The 17169-nt window shown below is 65.4% G+C and carries 18 protein-coding genes; 6 read left to right on the plus strand and 12 right to left on the minus strand.

Features of this window, described 5'->3' with window-relative positions:
• Nucleotides 1-16: 16 nt before the first annotated feature.
• Genes ABMC89_RS07250 through ABMC89_RS07260 form a run of 3 tightly spaced genes read left to right on the plus strand, consistent with a single transcriptional unit; the run spans nucleotide 17 to nucleotide 2405 of the window.
• Complete coding sequence (locus ABMC89_RS07250; RefSeq protein WP_349566664.1) at nucleotides 17-724, plus strand: DUF484 family protein; 708 nt, start codon at nucleotides 17-19, stop codon at nucleotides 722-724.
• Nucleotides 721-1659: a tyrosine recombinase XerC gene (locus ABMC89_RS07255; RefSeq protein ID WP_349566666.1), complete on the plus strand. Its 939-nt coding sequence runs from the start codon at nucleotides 721-723 to the stop codon at nucleotides 1657-1659. The genes ABMC89_RS07250 and ABMC89_RS07255 overlap by 4 nt, the downstream gene beginning before the upstream one ends.
• 50 nt (nucleotides 1660-1709) lie before the next feature.
• The gene (locus ABMC89_RS07260; protein ID WP_349566668.1) at nucleotides 1710-2405 is read left to right on the plus strand and encodes a CDP-alcohol phosphatidyltransferase family protein; all 696 of its coding nucleotides are present in this window, start codon (nucleotides 1710-1712) and stop codon (nucleotides 2403-2405) included.
• A 23-nt stretch (nucleotides 2406-2428) separates the two neighbouring features.
• Here the strand turns inward: ABMC89_RS07260 and ABMC89_RS07265 are convergent, their stop codons facing one another.
• The 6 genes from ABMC89_RS07265 to ABMC89_RS07290 all read right to left on the minus strand — a co-directional run bounded on the left by ABMC89_RS07265 (nucleotide 2429) and on the right by ABMC89_RS07290 (nucleotide 9202).
• Complete coding sequence (locus ABMC89_RS07265; protein WP_349566670.1) at nucleotides 2429-2884, minus strand: methylated-DNA--[protein]-cysteine S-methyltransferase; 456 nt, start codon at nucleotides 2882-2884, stop codon at nucleotides 2429-2431.
• Between the two features lie 31 nt (nucleotides 2885-2915).
• Nucleotides 2916-3137, minus strand: coding sequence for a DUF3253 domain-containing protein (locus tag ABMC89_RS07270; protein ID WP_349566672.1), 222 nt, complete (start codon nucleotides 3135-3137; stop codon nucleotides 2916-2918).
• Between the two features lie 16 nt (nucleotides 3138-3153).
• Nucleotides 3154-6057, minus strand: a complete 2904-nt coding sequence (gene ileS / locus ABMC89_RS07275; protein ID WP_349566675.1) for an isoleucine--tRNA ligase — start codon at nucleotides 6055-6057, stop codon at nucleotides 3154-3156.
• 255 nt (nucleotides 6058-6312) lie between these two features.
• On the minus strand, nucleotides 6313-7341 hold the full coding sequence (locus ABMC89_RS07280; protein ID WP_349566677.1) for a YcjF family protein: 1029 nt from the start codon (nucleotides 7339-7341) through the stop codon (nucleotides 6313-6315).
• Nucleotides 7341-7790, minus strand: coding sequence for a GNAT family N-acetyltransferase (locus ABMC89_RS07285; protein ID WP_349566679.1), 450 nt, complete (start codon nucleotides 7788-7790; stop codon nucleotides 7341-7343). The genes ABMC89_RS07280 and ABMC89_RS07285 overlap by 1 nt, the downstream gene beginning before the upstream one ends.
• Complete coding sequence (locus ABMC89_RS07290) at nucleotides 7787-9202, minus strand: YcjX family GTP-binding protein (protein ID WP_349566682.1); 1416 nt, start codon at nucleotides 9200-9202, stop codon at nucleotides 7787-7789. Before ABMC89_RS07290 ends, ABMC89_RS07285 begins: the two co-directional genes overlap by 4 nt.
• A gap of 85 nt (nucleotides 9203-9287) precedes the next feature.
• On the opposite strand from ABMC89_RS07290, the gene truA reads away from it, so the two are divergent.
• Nucleotides 9288-10058: a tRNA pseudouridine(38-40) synthase TruA gene (gene truA, locus ABMC89_RS07295; protein WP_349566684.1), complete on the plus strand. Its 771-nt coding sequence runs from the start codon at nucleotides 9288-9290 to the stop codon at nucleotides 10056-10058.
• Between the two features lie 16 nt (nucleotides 10059-10074).
• On the opposite strand, the gene ABMC89_RS07300 is transcribed toward truA, so the two are convergent.
• The 6 genes from ABMC89_RS07300 to ABMC89_RS07325 all read right to left on the minus strand — a co-directional run bounded on the left by ABMC89_RS07300 (nucleotide 10075) and on the right by ABMC89_RS07325 (nucleotide 15151).
• The gene (locus tag ABMC89_RS07300) at nucleotides 10075-10566 is read right to left on the minus strand and encodes a hypothetical protein (RefSeq protein ID WP_349566686.1); all 492 of its coding nucleotides are present in this window, start codon (nucleotides 10564-10566) and stop codon (nucleotides 10075-10077) included.
• Complete coding sequence (locus tag ABMC89_RS07305; RefSeq protein ID WP_439655643.1) at nucleotides 10542-12197, minus strand: hypothetical protein; 1656 nt, start codon at nucleotides 12195-12197, stop codon at nucleotides 10542-10544. Before ABMC89_RS07305 ends, ABMC89_RS07300 begins: the two co-directional genes overlap by 25 nt.
• Nucleotides 12194-13177, minus strand: coding sequence for a membrane dipeptidase (locus tag ABMC89_RS07310; RefSeq protein WP_349566688.1), 984 nt, complete (start codon nucleotides 13175-13177; stop codon nucleotides 12194-12196). The genes ABMC89_RS07305 and ABMC89_RS07310 overlap by 4 nt, the downstream gene beginning before the upstream one ends.
• A 61-nt stretch (nucleotides 13178-13238) precedes the next feature.
• Nucleotides 13239-13589, minus strand: coding sequence for a DoxX family protein (locus ABMC89_RS07315; protein ID WP_349566690.1), 351 nt, complete (start codon nucleotides 13587-13589; stop codon nucleotides 13239-13241).
• 324 nt (nucleotides 13590-13913) lie between these two features.
• Nucleotides 13914-14612, minus strand: coding sequence for an anti-sigma factor (locus ABMC89_RS07320; RefSeq protein ID WP_349566692.1), 699 nt, complete (start codon nucleotides 14610-14612; stop codon nucleotides 13914-13916).
• Nucleotides 14609-15151 carry a sigma-70 family RNA polymerase sigma factor gene (locus ABMC89_RS07325; RefSeq protein WP_349566694.1) on the minus strand — a complete coding sequence of 181 codons (543 nt, stop codon included), beginning with the start codon at nucleotides 15149-15151 and terminating at the stop codon, nucleotides 14609-14611. The genes ABMC89_RS07320 and ABMC89_RS07325 overlap by 4 nt, the downstream gene beginning before the upstream one ends.
• 140 nt (nucleotides 15152-15291) lie before the next feature.
• Here ABMC89_RS07325 and ABMC89_RS07330 point away from each other — a divergent pair, with 140 nt between their 5' ends.
• Together ABMC89_RS07330 and ABMC89_RS07335 are read left to right on the plus strand one after the other, a co-directional pair.
• Nucleotides 15292-15891: a 2-hydroxychromene-2-carboxylate isomerase gene (locus ABMC89_RS07330; protein ID WP_349566696.1), complete on the plus strand. Its 600-nt coding sequence runs from the start codon at nucleotides 15292-15294 to the stop codon at nucleotides 15889-15891.
• 81 nt (nucleotides 15892-15972) lie between these two features.
• A complete protein-coding gene (locus ABMC89_RS07335) occupies nucleotides 15973-17169 on the plus strand; it encodes an NAD(P)/FAD-dependent oxidoreductase (RefSeq protein ID WP_349566698.1) in 1197 nt (398 codons plus the stop codon).

Genomic DNA, 17169 nt, shown 5'->3' on the forward strand with positions numbered 1-17169 from the left:
GAAAACCGAGAGCAGCATGAGCAGCAGCCCCAAGATTGAAGACACCGTCCGCGAGGCGATCATTTCGCGTCCCGACGTGATCCTTGACGACACCGACGTGATGCAGGCGCTGATCGCGGCGAATGAAAAGGCGATGGGGGGCAATATCGTCGATCTGCGCGGCATCGCGATGGAACGGCTCGAGACCCGGCTCGACCGGCTCGAGGACACCCATCGCAGCGTGATTGCCGCCGCCTACGAGAACCTTGCCGGCACCAACCAGATCCACCGCGCCATCCTGCGGATGCTCGATCCGGTGGAATTCGAAACCTTCCTGCGCGATCTGGGCGGCGAAGTTGCCGAGATCCTGCGCGTGGATTCGGTAAAGCTGGTGCTGGAATCGGTCCAGAACGACAATGACCCGACGGTCAAACGGCTGGGCGATGTGCTCAGCGTGGCCGAACCGGGGTTCATCGACGCCTACCTCACGCAGGGACGCGGCGGCACGGTGCGGCAGGTGACACTGCGGTCGGTGCAGGATGCATCCGAACAGATTTACGGCCCGAACGCGGACTGGATACGCTCCGAAGCCTGCCTCAAGCTCGATTTCGGCGCGGGCCGCCTGCCCGGCCTTCTGGTGCTGGGTGCGGAGGATCCGCATATGTTCGGCCCGCAACAGGGCACCGATCTGCTGGCTTTCTTCACCGGCGTCTTCGAGCGGACGATGCGCCGCTGGCTGTCTTGAGCGGTCCACAAGATACCCTCGCCATCAGCCCCGCCGCGCGCGATGCCCTGCAAACGTGGCTGGAGCACCAGCGCGCGCTGAAGGGCACCGCCGAAAACACGCTCACCGCCTATCGCGGCGATGTGACCGGCTGGCTGGCATTCATGTCTGTCCACCACGGGCAGAGCCAGGGATTGGGGGCGCTGTCGCGGATCACCATTTCCGACATGCGCGCCTGGATGGCCCAGACACGCGGACAGGACGTGGGCGCACGGTCGCTGGCGCGCAAGCTGTCGGCGGTCAAGGCGTTCTACCGCTGGCTGTCCGAGCGCGAAGGCTTCGAGCCCACGGCGGTTTTGCAGACGCGCGCGCCGAAATTCACCAAGAAACTGCCGCGCCCTCTGGCCATCGACGCGGCGAAAGAGCTGATCGACTGTGTCGAACATCAGGGCAAGGCGCCCTGGGTCGCCGCGCGGGACGTGGCGGTGCTGACACTGCTCTGGGGCTGCGGGCTGCGCATTTCCGAGGCGCTCGGTCTGACGGGCGGCGATGCCCCCCTGCCCGCCAGCCTGCGGATTCTGGGCAAGGGCGGCAAGGAGCGGGTCGTGCCGGTTCTGCCCGCTGCCCGTGCGGCGGTCGATCAGTACCTGTCGCTCTGCCCGCATCCGCAAGAGGATAAGGGGCCGCTGTTCCGGGGGGCGCGGGGCGGTGCGCTGAATCCACGCGCGATCCAGGAGGTGATGGCCGCCGCGCGGATGCAGCTGGGGCTTCCGGCATCGGCAACACCGCACGCGATGCGCCACAGCTTTGCCACGCACCTTCTGGATGCCGGCGGCGATCTGCGGGCGATCCAGGAATTGCTGGGCCACGCGTCGCTGTCGACCACGCAGGCCTATACGGCAGTCGATACGCTGCGGTTGATGGATGTCTACAACCGCGCCCACCCGCGCGCCTGACACCGGTTTTTGCCTTTGCATCCCGCCAGCCAATTTGCGAGACAGTTTCCATGAACATGCGTCAAAAAGCCCTCACCGTCCATTTGCTCACCGCCACAGGCGCCGTCTTTGCGATGCTGGCGATGCTCGCGGCGGTCGACGCCAAATACGACATGATGTTCCTGTGGCTGGTCGTGGCCTTTTTCGTGGACGGCATCGACGGGCCGCTGGCACGCAAGTACGATGTCAAGGCAAACGCGCCGGAATTCGACGGTGTGCTGCTGGATCTGATCATCGACTACCTGACCTATGTGTTCATTCCGGCCTTCGCCTTGTTCGCTTCGGGGTTGATGGACGGCTGGTCGGGGTGGGTGATGATCATCATCGTCACCTTTGCATCCGCCATGTATTTTTGCGACACGCGCATGAAAACAAAGGATAATTCCTTCTGGGGATTTCCGGGATGCTTCAACATGCTGGTTCTGGTGATCTTTGCGCTGAACCCTGCGTGGTATGTCAGCCTGATCCTGGTGCTCTTCCTGTCGATCACCATGTTCCTGCCGCTGAAATTCGTGCATCCGGTCCGCACCGAGCGCTGGCGTGCGGTCACGCTGCCGATGGCGCTGGCCTGGACCTTCTTTGCCGGTTGGGCCGCATGGGTGAATTTCCATCCCGAAAGCTGGGCGCAGTGGGGCCTTGTGATCACTTCCGTCTACCTGATGCTGGCAGGCATCGTGCAGCAGGCCTTTTTCGATCCCAAGGAATGAGGCGGGCCGCCGCGCCCGGCGCCTCAGATCAGGAAACCGCCTGCCCCCTCGTGCCGCAGCAGCGCGACTTTCGTCTCGACGCCGCCCGCCCCTGAAAAGCCGGTCAGGCCTTTCGCGCCCATCACCCGGTGGCAGGGAATGATGACCGGGATCGGATTGCCGCCACAGGCCTGTCCCACAGCCTGCGCTGGCACGCCGAGCGCCTTGGCAATCTCGCCGTATGTGCAGGTTTCTCCGAAAGGAATGGCGCGCATGGCGTCGCAGACTGCGCGCTGGAAATCAGAGCCCGACACGCGTAGCGGCAGATCGAACTCCCTTAGCGTGCCCGCATCGTAGGCCAGAAGCTGGCGGCGGGCCTCCTCCAGCACCTGCGTGCTGTCCTCGGTAGGTGCACGCCCCCACCCGAGGCGCAGGAGGGCGCCGTCATCCTCTGTCAGGACGAGCGTGCCGAATTGCGTGGGAACGGTACAGTGGCGCATGGGGACAGAGTGCCCCTTTGGCGAGGCTGCCTCAATCCGATTCCTGCGGTTTCCGCAGCCGGATCGGACCTCTGGCTGTCAGCGCATCGACGCGAACGCCCTTCTGGACGACCTCGATGCGGCCCCCTTCGGCGAGGTCGGCTGCAACCACGCGCACGGGCTGCATCAGGTCCCGCCAGACGGGCGAGAGCCCGCGCGCCACCTCCGAGGGGCAGACCGACTTGCCCGCCCCCCGCAGATTTATCTGCCGCACGATCTCGGCCGCGATCTCAGCCCGAGACGGCACTGTCGCAACGCTGGCACAGGCCCGCGTGTTCGTGGGTGCCGACATCCGGCAGGACCTTCCAGCAGCGCGCGCATTTCTGTCCTTCCGCCTTGGCAAAGCTGACCGCCACGCCGTCGATTTCGGGCAGGCGGAAGGCATCGGAGGGCGCGGGATCGCCTGTCACCTCGATCTGGCTGGTGATGGTCACATCCTCGAACGACACGCTTTCCAACGCCGCGCGCTGTGCGTCATCCTCCACGTAGACAACCGGCGCGGCCTCGAGCGAGGCACCGATCACCTTGTCGGTGCGCTGCACCTCCAGCGCCGCCGTCACCACGCGCCGCGCGGCGCGCACCTTTGCCCATTTCGCCGCAAGATCAGGATCCTTCCAGCCGTCGGGCGTCGCAGGGATATCCTGAAGATGGACCGAGCTGTCGTCGCCGCCGAAACGCTCCAGCCAGACTTCCTCCATCGTGAAGACAAGCACCGGCGCCAGCCATGTCGTCAGCCGGTGGAACAGCAGATCCATGACCGTGCGGGCCGCGCGGCGGCGCAATGTATCGCCGTCGCAATAGAGCGCGTCCTTGCGGATATCGAAGTAGAAGGCCGACAGGTCCAGCGTGGCGAAGTTGAAGACCGCCTGGAACACACCCTGAAAATCGAATCGGGCGTAGCCATCGCGCACCACATCGTCGAGCTCGGCGAGACGGTGCAGCACCCAACGCTCCAGTTCCGGCATCTCGGCGGCATCCACCCGGTCGCTTTCCGAAAAGTCGCCCAGCGCCCCCAGCATGTAGCGCATCGTATTGCGCAACCGGCGATAGCTGTCTGCCACACCCTTGAGGATCTCGGGCCCGATCCGCTGGTCGGCGGTATAGTCCGATTGCGCGACCCACAAACGCAGGATGTCGGCACCGTATTGGTTCACGATCTCGTCGGGAACGATGGTGTTGCCGATGGATTTGGACATCTTCATGCCCTTCTGGTCCAGCGTGAACCCGTGCGTCACCACCTGCCGGTAGGGCGCACGCCCGTAGGTGCCGCAGCTTTGCAGCAGAGACGAATGGAACCACCCCCGGTGCTGGTCGGTGCCTTCCATGTAGACATCGGCGATGCCGTCGTCCGAGCCGTCCTCGCGGTCGCGCAGGGTGAAGGCGTGCGTGGAGCCGGAATCGAACCACACATCCAGAATGTCGGTCACCTGATCGTAACCGTCGGGGTTGACGATATCGCCGAGGAAACGCTCCTTCGCGCCCTCCTCGTACCAGGCGTCGGCACCCTCTGCCTCGAACGCCTCGACGATGCGGGCGTTCACCTGCGGATTGCGCAGCAGGTAATCGTCATCCGTGGGCAACGCGCCTTTCTTGGTAAAGCAGGTCAGCGGCACGCCCCAGGCGCGCTGGCGTGACAGCACCCAGTCGGGGCGCGCCTCCATCATGGAATAGAGACGGTTGCGGCCCGATTTCGGTGTCCATTTGACGTTGTCGATTTCCGTCAGGGCGCGTTCGCGGATCGTCTTGCCGAATGTGTCCTGCCCGTCGCCCACGGGCTTGTCGATGGCGGCGAACCACTGTGGCGTGTTGCGGTAGATCACCGGCGCCTTGGAACGCCACGAATGCGGATAGCTGTGCTTGATCTTGCCGCGCGCCAGAAGGCCGCCGACCGAGGCGAGCTTGTCGATGATCGCCTTGTTCGCCTCGCCTTCGCCGCCCTTGCGGCTGAGGATATATTTGCCGCCAAAGAACGGCAGATCCGGCCGGAAAGACCCGTCGTCCATCACGTTGTAGGTGATGACCTGTTGCAGCATCCCCAGATCGCGGTAGAGCTCGTATTCCTCCATCCCGTGGGAAGGCGCGCAATGCACGAAACCGGTCCCTTCGGTGTCGGTGACGAAATCGGCGGCGCGGAAATCGCGGATGTCATCCCATTCGCCGTTGCTGCCTTCGGCCCCATAAAGCGGGTGTTTCAGGCTGATCGTGGCCAGTTCGTCGTTGGTGACATCGCGCAGGCGCGTCCACTGGCCCTCTTCCAGACGGGCGCGGGTAAACACATCCGCTGCCAGATTGTCAGCCAGCAGATAGCGGTCCCCGACAGAGGCCCAGCATTCGTCCGGTGTGCCGGTGACTTCGTATAGCCCGTAAGAGATGCCCTCGCCGTAGACCACGGCCTTGTTCGACGGCATGGTCCAGGGGGTTGTCGTCCAGATGACGACCCTGGCGCCTTCAAGCTCGCCACCGCCCACGACCTCGAACTTCACCCAGATCGTGAAGCTTTCCTTGTCGTGGTACTCCACCTCGGCCTCGGCCAGTGCGGTCTGCTCGATGGGCGACCACATCACGGGCTTGGAGCCCTGATAGAGCGTCCCGTTCATCAGGAACTTCATGAATTCCTCGGCGATCACACGTTCGGCGTGGAAATCCATCGTCAGATAGGGATCGGCCCAGTTGCCGGTGATGCCCAGACGCTTGAATTCGTCGCGCTGGATGTCGACCCATCCGGCGGCGAACTGGCGGCACTCGGCACGGAATTCGTTGATCGGCACGTCGTCCTTGTTACGGCCTTTCTTGCGGTACTGTTCCTCGATCTTCCATTCGATGGGCAGGCCGTGGCAGTCCCAGCCGGGGATATAGCGCGCGTCGTAGCCCATCATCTGGTGGCTGCGCACGATCATGTCCTTGATCGTCTTGTTCAGCGCGTGGCCGATGTGCAGATGCCCGTTGGCATAGGGCGGACCGTCGTGCAGGGTGAAAGGCGTGCGGCCCTGTTTCTCGCGCAGGCGGTCGTAGATGCCGATGCGCTCCCAGCGCTCCAGCCATGCGGGTTCGCGCTTGGGCAGGCCCGCGCGCATCGGGAAATCGGTCTTGGGCAGGTTCAGCGTATCTTTATAGTCGGGTGTCTCGGCGCACATCTTGGGCGTCCTTTGTCTGTCGTATCATGTCAAATCAGGAGAAGGGCGGCGCGACGGTCGTCAGCACCTTTACCCGGCGGCCCACCTTCAGGAGAGCGCCGGGAGAATAATTCGCTGTATGCAGAGATAAGCCAACATCTTGCCAGCGCTTATAGGCCCGCTGCAACAGGGGGGCAAGCGCGGTTTGACGGTCTTTTCGGTCACCTGCGTCGCCCGACGATACCGCGCGGCCCCCGCCCTGTTGCAGCCGGCGACCTATGTGGAGCCCTTGTCCTTGGGCGCGCCCGAGCGGGCGGGCATCAGCCCCGACAGGCTGCGCCCGATCAGAGCACGGACCTTGGGACGCCGGCCTGCCGAGAAGGGCATCGGGCGGCAGACTTCCATGGCCGCCACGCCGACCCGCGCGGTCAAGGCCCCGTTGACCAGCCCTTCACCGAACCGCCGGCTGAGCTTGCCAAGGATCGAACCGCCCAGAAACGGCTCGAGCAGGTCGTCGCCCACGGCCACCGCCCCGGTCGCGACCAGATGCGACAGCACCGTACGCGTCAGGCGCCACGAGCCGAAAAAGCCGGACCGCCCGCCGTAGACTTCGGCAATGCGGCGGATCATCCGCAAGTTGGACGTCAGCGCCGCGACGACATCGGCCATCGCCAGCGGCACCAGCGCGGTCACGGTCGCCACCTGCCGCGCGGCGGCCTCGACCTCGCGCTCGGCGGCGCGGTCCAGCGGGGACAGCAGCTCGTGCTCTGCCAGGGCCAGCAGCGCGGGCGCATCGAGCTGGTCGCCGCGCAGTTCTGCCAGCCGGTCACGGCCCCAGCGCGTATCCTCGCGCCCCTTGTAAAGGCTGACCAGCCGGTCCGTGACATCGCGCGCGGCAGCCAGATCCTCTGCTGCGCGTGCCTCGGCTGCCGCATGGCGCAACCCGTCGAGCCGCGACAGACGCCCGAAGGCCGCGGCCTCGCGCAGGGCGATCAGCAGCAGCACCAGAAGGAACGCGCCCGTCAGCACTGTCATGGCCCAGCCCACAAGCGGATACCGCGCCAGCAGGTCGGTGATGAAAGACCACGCCGCAATCGACACGAGCGCGGCCACCAGCGCGGCGAGCAGCCCCCAGAACAGGCGCGTCAGCCGTGACGGCTGGCGCGCGCCCAGCCGTGCCGCGATCTGCATGGCGCGCCCTTCGGGCGTCGCGTCCTGCGCGGGATCGACAATCGCGGGCGCATCCGCGACCGACGGGGCGTCTGCCCTGTCCTCCAGATCGAAAAGAACCGGTCCTCGGGCCATCAGGTGCCCTCCCTTTGCCATTCGAAACGGATATCGGGCAGCCGCGCATCGTTGGTCGCCCCGTCGCTGCGCGTGATCTCGCGAAAGCCCGCCTTGCGGTAAAAGCGGGTGGCACGCGCGTTGCGCTCGTAGCTCCACAGGCCCAGCGCCGGGGCTTGGGCCTGCGCGTGCTGCATCAGCGTGCGGGCAATGCCGCGTCCTTGCAGATGCGGGCGCAGATAGAGGCCATGCACCTCCGCCCCCCGCCGCGCGAGAAAGCCCGCAGCCTGACCTTCCGCAAGCGCGACATAAACCCAGCCCGCGTCGATCATGTCACCGATCATGCCGATGATCTCGGCCCCCGAATAGAGCTTTGGCAACCAGTCCAGACGGCCGTTCGCCTCCGCCATGATCGCACCCAGACGACCCGCATCCAGCGGGCGGGCGGGACGCAGGGCGATCGCGGTCACAGACGGTCTCCGAACAGGAACTCCGCCGCGTGATCCAGACGGATGTGCGGCGGCCCATAGCCCGGGCGCAATGTCAGCGGGCTGGGCGCAAAGCGCATGATGGCATAATCCTCTGCCAGCCATTCGCGGGCGCCCGCACGGGCGGCCGAGAGGATTTCGGACGGGTTCTCGGGCAGCTCACCGGGGTAGAAGGCCGCCTGCTTGCCTGTCTCCAGCAGGGTGCCGCGCACCACGTCCAGATCGACGCCGCCATGGACCATGCGGTCTTCGGTGGTGGCGCGCAGGCTGGCGATAGACATCGCCTGCGTCCGCGCGCCCGCGAAATTCGCACGGTCCCGGGCGTCGCGGGTCAGCGCCTGCATGATCGCGGTCAGCCGCGCGTGCTGGGAATGGTGCAGGTGGTCGGCCTTGGTGGCGGCGAACAGGATCTTTTCAACCCGTTTGCCCCCCAGAAGACCGGCCAGAAAACTGTTGCGCCCCGGGCGGAACGCGCCGAGCGTCTCGGTCATGGCCGCGCGCAGATCATCGACGGCGGGCGGCCCTGCATTGATCGCACCCAGCGCGTCGACCAGTACGACCTGCCGGTCGATCCGCGCGAAATGCTCGCGAAAGAAGGGTTTGACGACCTCGCGTTTGTAAGCCTCGAACCGCCGCGCCATTTCGCGGCGCAGGGTCTTGCGCCCATCCGCTCCGTCGCGCGGCAGCGGTGCGAAGGTCAGCACCGGCGATCCGGCCAGATCACCGGGCAGCAAGAACCGCCCCGGCGTACAGTCCGAAAACCCCGCCCGGCGCGCGGCCTGAAGATAGGCGGCATAGGTCTGCGCCAGCGTCTTGGCGACAGGCTCGGACAGCTCCGCCTGCGCGTCCGTTCGCGCGACGAGGTCCAGATATTCCGCCGCCTCATCGCGGTCCGCGATGCGCGTCAGCACCTGTTCGGACCAGCTGTCGTAATCGACATCCAGAAGACCCAGATCCAGAAGCCATTCGCCCGGATAATCCACGATATCGAGATGCACGGTGCGCGATCCCTTGAGCCCGGCCAGCATCCCGTTCGGCCGCACCCGCAGGCTGAGCCTGAGTTCCGACACCGCGCGGGTGCTGTCGGGCCAGTGCGGCGCCGATGCGGTCAGCGCCGCCAGATGCCCTTCGAAATCGAAGCGCGGCACGGTGTCATCGGGTTGCGGCTGCAAGAACGCCGCCTCGATCCGGCCCTCGCGGGCCGCCAGCAGGCCGGGCATGCGCCCGCGATCCATCAGGTTGGCCACAAGCGAGGTGATGAAAACCGTCTTTCCCGACCGCGCAAGCCCCGTCACTCCCAGACGGATCACCGGTTCAAAGAACGTCTCCGACACGGTGTCCTGCACCGCTTCGACCTGTCGCCAAATACCATCGGCTATCTGTGAAATGACCACGCGCGCCCCGCTTTGAACTTGGGGCTGAACATAGGCACGCGTCACGGGGATTGAAAGACGCGACGCCGCTGGGTAAATCGCCCCTATGCCGCGCTATGCCCTCAAGATCGAATACCACGGCGCGCCGTTCGCCGGATGGCAGCGCCAGCGCGAACAGCCGTCCGTACAGGGCGCGATCGAATCCGCACTGGCCCGGCTGGAACCGCGCGAGCACACGATTGCCGCCGCCGGGCGCACGGACGCGGGTGTGCACGCGACCGGACAGGTCGCGCATTGCGACATGACCCGCGACTGGGGGGCCTACCGGCTGTCCGAGGCGCTGAATTACCATCTCAAACCCGCCCCCGTTGCCATCGTCGCCTGTGCCGAAGTGGGCGAAGACTTCCATGCGCGGTTTTCGGCTGAGGAACGCCAGTACCACTTTCGCCTGCTGATGCGCCGCGCACCGGCGACCCACGCCAAGGGGCTGGTCTGGCAGATCAAGCATGCCCTCGATGTCGACGCGATGCGAGAGGCCGCAGGCCGGTTGCTGGGCAAGCATGATTTCACGACGTTCCGGTCGACCATCTGTCAGGCCCAAAGTCCGGTGAAAACTCTGGACCGGCTCGATGTGCGGCAGGTGGAGACGGCGCAGGGGCCCGAGATTCACTTTGACGTGCGCGCGCGGTCCTTCCTGCACAATCAGGTCCGCAGTTTCGTCGGCACTCTTGAGCGTGTCGGCAGCGGCGCGATGACACCCGACGATGTCGAAGCCGCACTCGCCGCGCGCGACCGTGCCGCCTGCGGTCCGGTCTGCCCGCCGCACGGGCTCTACCTTGCGCATGTCACCTATCCGCAGGACCCGTTCGCGCCCTAGCCAGGAGTGATCGACGTCAGTCGTTGTCGGTCAGACCGGCACCTGCCCCGGCGCGCCGCGACGCTTCGGTTTCGGGCACCAGAATGCGGGCCGCCAGTGCCGACCACTGCGCCACCGTATCCCGGTCGAGGTCGATGCGCCCCGCAAGGCGCAACCGGTTCGGGGCAGCCAGATCGACGACGACCCGGCCTGCGGCGTCGATCCACGCCGCATGGGGCAGCGTTTCGAGATAGGACCGGACGAGTGCTGTATCCATGGACAGGCCGCTCTCGCCCCCTTCCGCGATACGGTCGAGGCTCCGCGGCACCGACAGGATCGGCCCCTGCGGCAGGCTTGCCAGCGCTGCCTTCAGCATCTCCGGATCACGCCCCGCGAGCAGATGCGCCACTGCCGCGCGGCCGAACTGTGCGGCCTGTGCGGGTGGTGCACCCGCACCGCGCGCGGCCTTGCCCGCCAGTGCCATGACTTCGTTGGCGGAAAAGCTCAAAACGCCATCACCGGAAGCCACCAGTCATCCGCACCGGCCCCGAGTTCGTCGGCCAGCGGCGCGCCCTGACACAGGGTCACACGCGTCCAGCGGTCGGATTTCGGATCAAATTTGGAGGCCCCGAAAAACGACAGCTTGCAGCGCAGCATGTCGACGGGCAGACACCCCTGCCCGATAAGGTTATCGCGTATCTCGGCGTAGGGATATCGCGCCGACAGGCAGACCCGCGACACGGCCAGCGCCTGATCGGGATGCCTGTCGACAAACGCGCTGACCGGTTCCGTCTGCGCGGGAAGATCGCGATAGGCCGCCGCCACCCGGCGGGCAATGTCGAGCGGCGATTCCAGATCCGCGCCCGGCTCTTCGAACCGCAAGCCCAGCCGCGGCTCCATCTTGGCCTCGGACACGTACCAGAACTGGCTGCACTCCGCCTTATCCGCATAGTCGCGCCCGAGTGCCCAGTCGAAATCGCGTTCGATCCGCGCGCGCAGCATCTGCGTATCGGCCATGGGGGGTGCGAGCGGGCCGAAGGGATCGGACATGCAGTCGGCCAGCCCGTCAACCAGCTCTCCGAACGGCTCGATCAGCAGCGCGGCCATTAGCTCCTCTACGTCGAGACTTTGCCTTTGCGCGCCGCGCATGGCCGCGTCCAAGGCACCGGGCCGGGCAAGCGCGCCGGGCGCGAGCAGTCGCCGCGCAACGTTCCAGTCGGCCCGCAGCGCCACGATCCGCGCCTGTTGCACGGGATCCGGCACCGACCATTCGGCCAGATGGGCCGCAGCCCGGTCTGCCAGAACCCCGATGCGGTCACGCTGGGCAGGGCCAAGATCGGACACCGCCCGGACACGGGCCAGCGCGGTTTCGCGCGCGATCATCCAGTTGTTCAGCAAGACCGGATGCGCGACCAGAAAGGGCGCCATGCCAAGGCCCGTGGAATTGCCGATCCCGAGGTGCCGCTTGATCCCGCGATCAAGCGTACCGCGGCCGACGTGCTCGGCCAGGGCATGGGTGAAATGCCGGATCAGGAACACGGTCAGCATCTCGGCGGAAAACGGACCTTCAAGGCCCGGTCGCGTATCGTAGACGGCGCGGTCCGCAATACCGAACTTTCCGTTGCCGTAGACCGCCGTGGTGCGCATCAGATACCCGACGTCGCGGATCATCGCGGGGTCGGCCTGGCGGCCCGCGCGCAGGCTTTGCACCACATGCGCAAACAGCCGGACGGATTTGTTCGCGCGGCTGAGAACGAGGTCCCTGTCAGAGAATCTGCCCGCTTCCTGCAAGGGGGCGTTGGCGATGATGCGGGCGACATCCGCGTCACCCGGCACCCCGTCAAACAGAACATAGGCGCTGTCCCACGCCGTCGCGATCACGCGGTCGGTGCGCGCTTCGGGCGGCAGATCGCGCGCCACCGCGACAAGCGCGTAGCGGTGCCCGCCCAGCGCGACGCTGATCACCGCATGGCCGAACCCTTCCGGGCAAAGCTCCCAACGATCGACCCGCACCTCGGCGCGCTCAGCCGCCAGGCGCCGGATCAGCGTGCGCAGAAAGGACAGCCGCGTGGGAAACATCGCCCCCATCCGCGCCAGCCGCATCACCTCGGCCGGCGGGCGCAGCGGCGCTTGCGGCGGCAGGTGCATCCCGTCCTTCACGGACGTGCCCCGAAGCTGTCCTCGTAAAAGCGCAACCAGTTGCCGCCCATGATACCGTCTACTTCATCTTCTGTAAGAGAAGTTTCCAGCAACCCATTACGAATATTTCCAAAATCTAGATTTCCACCGAACCAGTCCGGCATCGCCGGAAAGCCCGGATTGTCGGCAGACCCTTCGCCGTAATCCATCTGCTTGGACCAGCGCCCGACCCGCATCCATTCGACGATACTGTCCGGCTGATCCTGACACAGATCGCTTCCGATCCCCAGCCGGTCCGCGCCGTAGCGGCGCGAGGCTTCCTCGACCATCTGGCAGAAACTCGAGAGGCTGCAATCACTTCCGCCTGCAAGATGATGTGGATAAATCGAAAATCCCACCATGCCGCCCGCCTCTGTCAGTGCGCGCAGCACGGTGTCGGACTTGTTGCGCAACGCGCCGTGCCACCACGCGGGGTTGGCGTGGGTGATCGCGATGGGCCGCGTCGAATGGTCAATCGCCTCCAGCGTCGAGCGCTCTGCCGAATGGGACATGTCGACCACCATGCCGACGCGGTTCATTTCGGTCACGACCTGCCGGCCCATGCGGGTCAGTCCGGTATCGTCATCCTCGTAACATCCGGTCGCCAGCAGGGATTGGTTGTTGTAGGTCAGCTGCATGAACCGGACGCCCAGCTGATGGCAGATCTCGACGAGGCCGATGTCATCCTCGATCGGGCTGGGGTTCTGGAACCCGAAGAAGATCGCGGTCCGCCCGTCGGCCTGCGCGCGCCGGACGCACTCGGCGCCTCTTCCCTTGAAGATCAGGTCCGGGTGCTGTTCGAACCAGCGGTTCCAGCGCTCGAGGTTCAGCACCATTTCACGGAAGCTTTCGTGATAGGCGATGGTCACGTGGACCGCGTCAACGCCCCCGTCATGCATCTCCTCGAAAATGCGCGGAGAGAAATTGGCGTATTGCAGATTGTCGATCAGCGGCGCTCTCATGGCACCACGTTGGCCCAAACCTGCGCGCCGGTCCACGAAAAACGCAACGCGGCGTCACCCTCTAGCGGCGCTCGGCTCCACGCGCGGCCAGCACCAGCAATCCCCCGGCGATCGCCCAGTTCTTGACGAATATGCTCATCTGCCAGGGATCATCGGGGATCCAGTGGAACAGGCTCGTCACGGCGCAATAGGCGGCAAGCGCCAGCGCCGTCGGCCCGAGAAACAGCCGAAAGACAAGGAAAACCGCCCCCAGCGCGTTCAGGGCCAACGCTGGCCAGATCAGCCAAACCGGCCAGCCGCGCATCGCCAGAAGAGCCTGCGCCGCGTCCGGATCCGCCACCTTCTGCACGGATCCCGCGACGAAGAGCCCCGCAAGAAGCCACCGCCCGATCCGTTCCAGCCATATCTCCATCATTCGGTCCTTTCGCGCCAGACAGCCAAAAGGCCCGGGCGGGGAAGCGCCGGGCCTTTCAACCACTCGTTACATGCGGGGAGCCCCCACAAACCACCTAAACTCTGGCTGTGCCCAAACAGGGACCCAGCCGTAACTGGTGAAAGCGCGCGCGGCAGCCGTGGTGGAGACCCATGACGCGCCGCGCTGCGCGGCAGCCCCTTGCGGGGCCGGTACGCTTAAAAACGATTGGAAACGCCTGAGAGTTTCAGAACCTGCGGGAATAATTTGATTACCCTTACGGAAACCGCGAAAAGCCCCATTAAAACAGGGGCAAAGCCGTTATCACAACTCCGCGACCGGTGCGGCAGCCAGCACATCGCCCGTTGGTGCGCCGGTGGGCGACCCGCCCTGCGGCTCGTCCGAGATCGCCAGCGTGATCTCGCCAGCCCGCGCCAGCAGCACGTCGGGCAGAACCACACGGGTGGTTTGCGACGCGGGCAAGACGCCAAGCGATACAGGCGCGCTGTCCGGAAGGATCGCCCAAACCTCGAAGTCCCGCCCGTCCGCGGGCGCACCCGCAAGCCTGTTGAGCGCAATGCTGCCCCGGTCGGGATCGAGCACGGCAAGAACCTGCAACGCGGTGCTGTCGCCGGTCAGCTGGGTCGCATAGACCGTACCGCTTGTGCCGGGCACCTCTGGTCCGAGCTGCTGGATACCCAGATAGCCCGCAACCACCAGCGCCGCGAAGGCAAGACCTTTCCACACCCACAGCCGCTGGCCCAAGGGCACACGCGAAGCGGGGAACAGCCGCGCCATCAGACGTTTCTTGACCCGCCGTTTCGGCGCGACTTCGGCAAATTCGGCGGCCATCGGGATCAGACGCTCGTGCCACATGGCAACAAGGTCGGCGAAGGCCGGATCACGGGTCAGCCGGTAGCGCGCCTCGCGCTCCTCGTCTCCGTCCAGAAGACGCAGCGCCATTTCGGCGGCCAGCGTTTCGTCCTCATCGGGGCCGCTTGCGGTGTCGGGCGTATCTGTCATTGGCTCATGCACTCCCGCAGGGCAATCAGGCCACGGCGCAGCCATGTCCGCATGGTGTTCAACGGCACCGAGAAGCTTTCGGCCAATTCGGCGTATGTCTTGCCCTCAAGATAGGCACCGCGCACAGCCGATCCACGGTCCTCGGCCAGACCGTCGAGGCAATCCACCAGACGCGCCGCCTCGGACGCGGCCACGGCGGAGGCTTCGGGGCTGGGGCCCGGGGCTGCCAGCTCGAACCCCGGTGTGTCGATGTCCTGATGGCCCTTGCGGGTCGCACGCAACCGGTCGATCGCGGTGTTGCGCGCGATGGTAATCAGCCACGTCATCGGGCTGAGCCCGTTCGACTGGTAGCGGCTGGCGTTGTGCCAGATCTTGATGAATGTGTCTTGCATGGCGTCCTCTGCCGCGGCGCGATTGTTCAACACACGCAGGCAGACGCCGAATAGTTTCGCGGACGTCGCATCATAAAGCTGGTCGAAAGCCTTGCGATCGTTCAGGGCGACCTGCCCGATCAAGGCATCGACTTTATCGCGGTCCATGCAATCCACTCCCCCAACGTCACTACCGGGAAGAATGGTGTAGCGGCCCGGTTTGTCAACAAGGTGACACCGGCGGGCTGGACGCGGATGTCCGGCGGCCCCATGATCGGGGAAAAGCCGGTTTCGACAGGAGAACGCCAATGGCCCCGCGGACGATCGAATATTTCTACTCCGCCCATTCGGCATTTGCCTACCTCGGTGCGCCGACCCTGGCCAGGATCGCGCAGGCCTCGGGACGCCGGATCGTCCACCGCCCCTTCGATTTCTGGCCGGTGGTGACGGGGGCCGGCGCGAGCAAGACGCGCAGCAAGGCCCACAGGGACTATTTCTTCGGGCGCGAACTTGTCCGCTGGGCGGAATGGCGCGATCTGCCGATCCTGCGGCACCGCCCTGTCCACCATGACAACACGCTCGCCCCCGCGAGCGGCATGATTATCGCCTCTACCGACCCCGATGCACTGAGCTTTGCGATCCTGCAGGCACACTGGCGCGACGATGCGGACATCGCAGACCGGGCAACACTTGATGCAATCGCGACAGCGGCAGGACAAGACGGTGCAGCTCTGTTCGAGCAAGGCCAATCCGAGGACGCGCAGCGGATATTCGCCGCCAACACCGCAGAAGCCATCGCGCGCGGCGTCTTCGGATCGCCGACGTATTTCGTCGACGGAGACATGTTTTACGGGCAGGACAGGCTGGATTTCGTCGCCCGCGCCGTCGACCGCCCCTTCGGCGACTGATCCGCGCAACAGCCCCTCTGGATTGCGCGCGTCAGGTGTGTTTAGGCTGGATCAACCTCGGCTGTTTTCGAAGGATCAGACATGGCCGCTCCGCGCCTTCAACGCTACGATGTCGTCATTATCGGCGGTGCCATGCACGGCGCGTCACTGGCATGGTGGCTAAGCCGCACCGAAGCCTTCGGTGGCACTGTTCTGGTGATCGAGCGTGATCCGACCTACACCTTTGCCTCCACCTCGCACACGAACAGCTGTATCCGCCAGCAGTTCTCGAACGAGGCCAACATCCGCGTCAGCCAGTTCGGCGCAAGCTTCATCCGCAATTTCCGGTCGTTCATGGGGGATGATCCGGATGTGCCAGATCTGACACTACAAAGCTTCGGGTATCTCTACCTCGCGGACACGCAGGAATTCGCGCACAGTCTCAGACAGGCGCAGGCGGTACAGGTGGCACTGGGGGCCGCCACGCGCCACATGACCCGCGACGAGATCGCCGCCGCCTACCCCTTCTACCAGCTCGACGATATCGTCGCGGGCAATCACAACCTCGTCGACGAGGGATATTTCGACGGCGGCACGATGTTCGACTGGTTCCGCCGCAAGGCCCGCCAGAACGGCGTCGAGTTCGCCCACGGCGACGTGACCGGCATCACCCGCGGAAAGACGGGGGTGGACGGCGTGACCCTTGCCGACGGCACCTCGGTATCCTGCGGCACGCTGGTCAACGCCACGGGGCCGCGCGCCGCGGCGACAGCGGCAATGGCGGGGATCGATATTCCCGTCGTGCCGCGCAAGCGCTTTACCTTCGTCTTTGACGCCGCGCGCCCGCTGGAACAGGATCTTCCGCTGACGATCGACCCGTCGGGCGTGCATGTGCGCAGCGACGGTCGCTACTACATGGCCGGTTGCGGGCCGGATGAAGACCTCGATGTGGCCTATGACGATTTCGCAGCCGATCACGCGATCTGGCAGGACAAGGTCTGGCCCGCCGTCGCCACCCGCATCCCGCAATTCGACACCGTGAAGCTGGTGAATGAATGGGTCGGCCATTATGCCTATAACACCCTCGACCAAAACGCCCTGCTCGGGCCGGTTGAGGGCTGTCCGAATTTCATCTTCGTCAACGGCTTCTCGGGCCACGGGCTGCAACAGGCGCCCGCCGTGGGCCGCGGCATCGCCGAGCTGATCACCTACGGGGAATACCGTGCCATCGATCTGTCCGCCTTTGACGTGAACCGCGCCCTGCGGGGCGAACGTTTTCTGGAAAAAGCGGTGATATGA

Source organism: Sulfitobacter sp. HNIBRBA3233 (assembly GCF_040149665.1).
Classification (GTDB): Bacteria; Pseudomonadota; Alphaproteobacteria; order Rhodobacterales; family Rhodobacteraceae; genus Sulfitobacter; species Sulfitobacter marinivivus.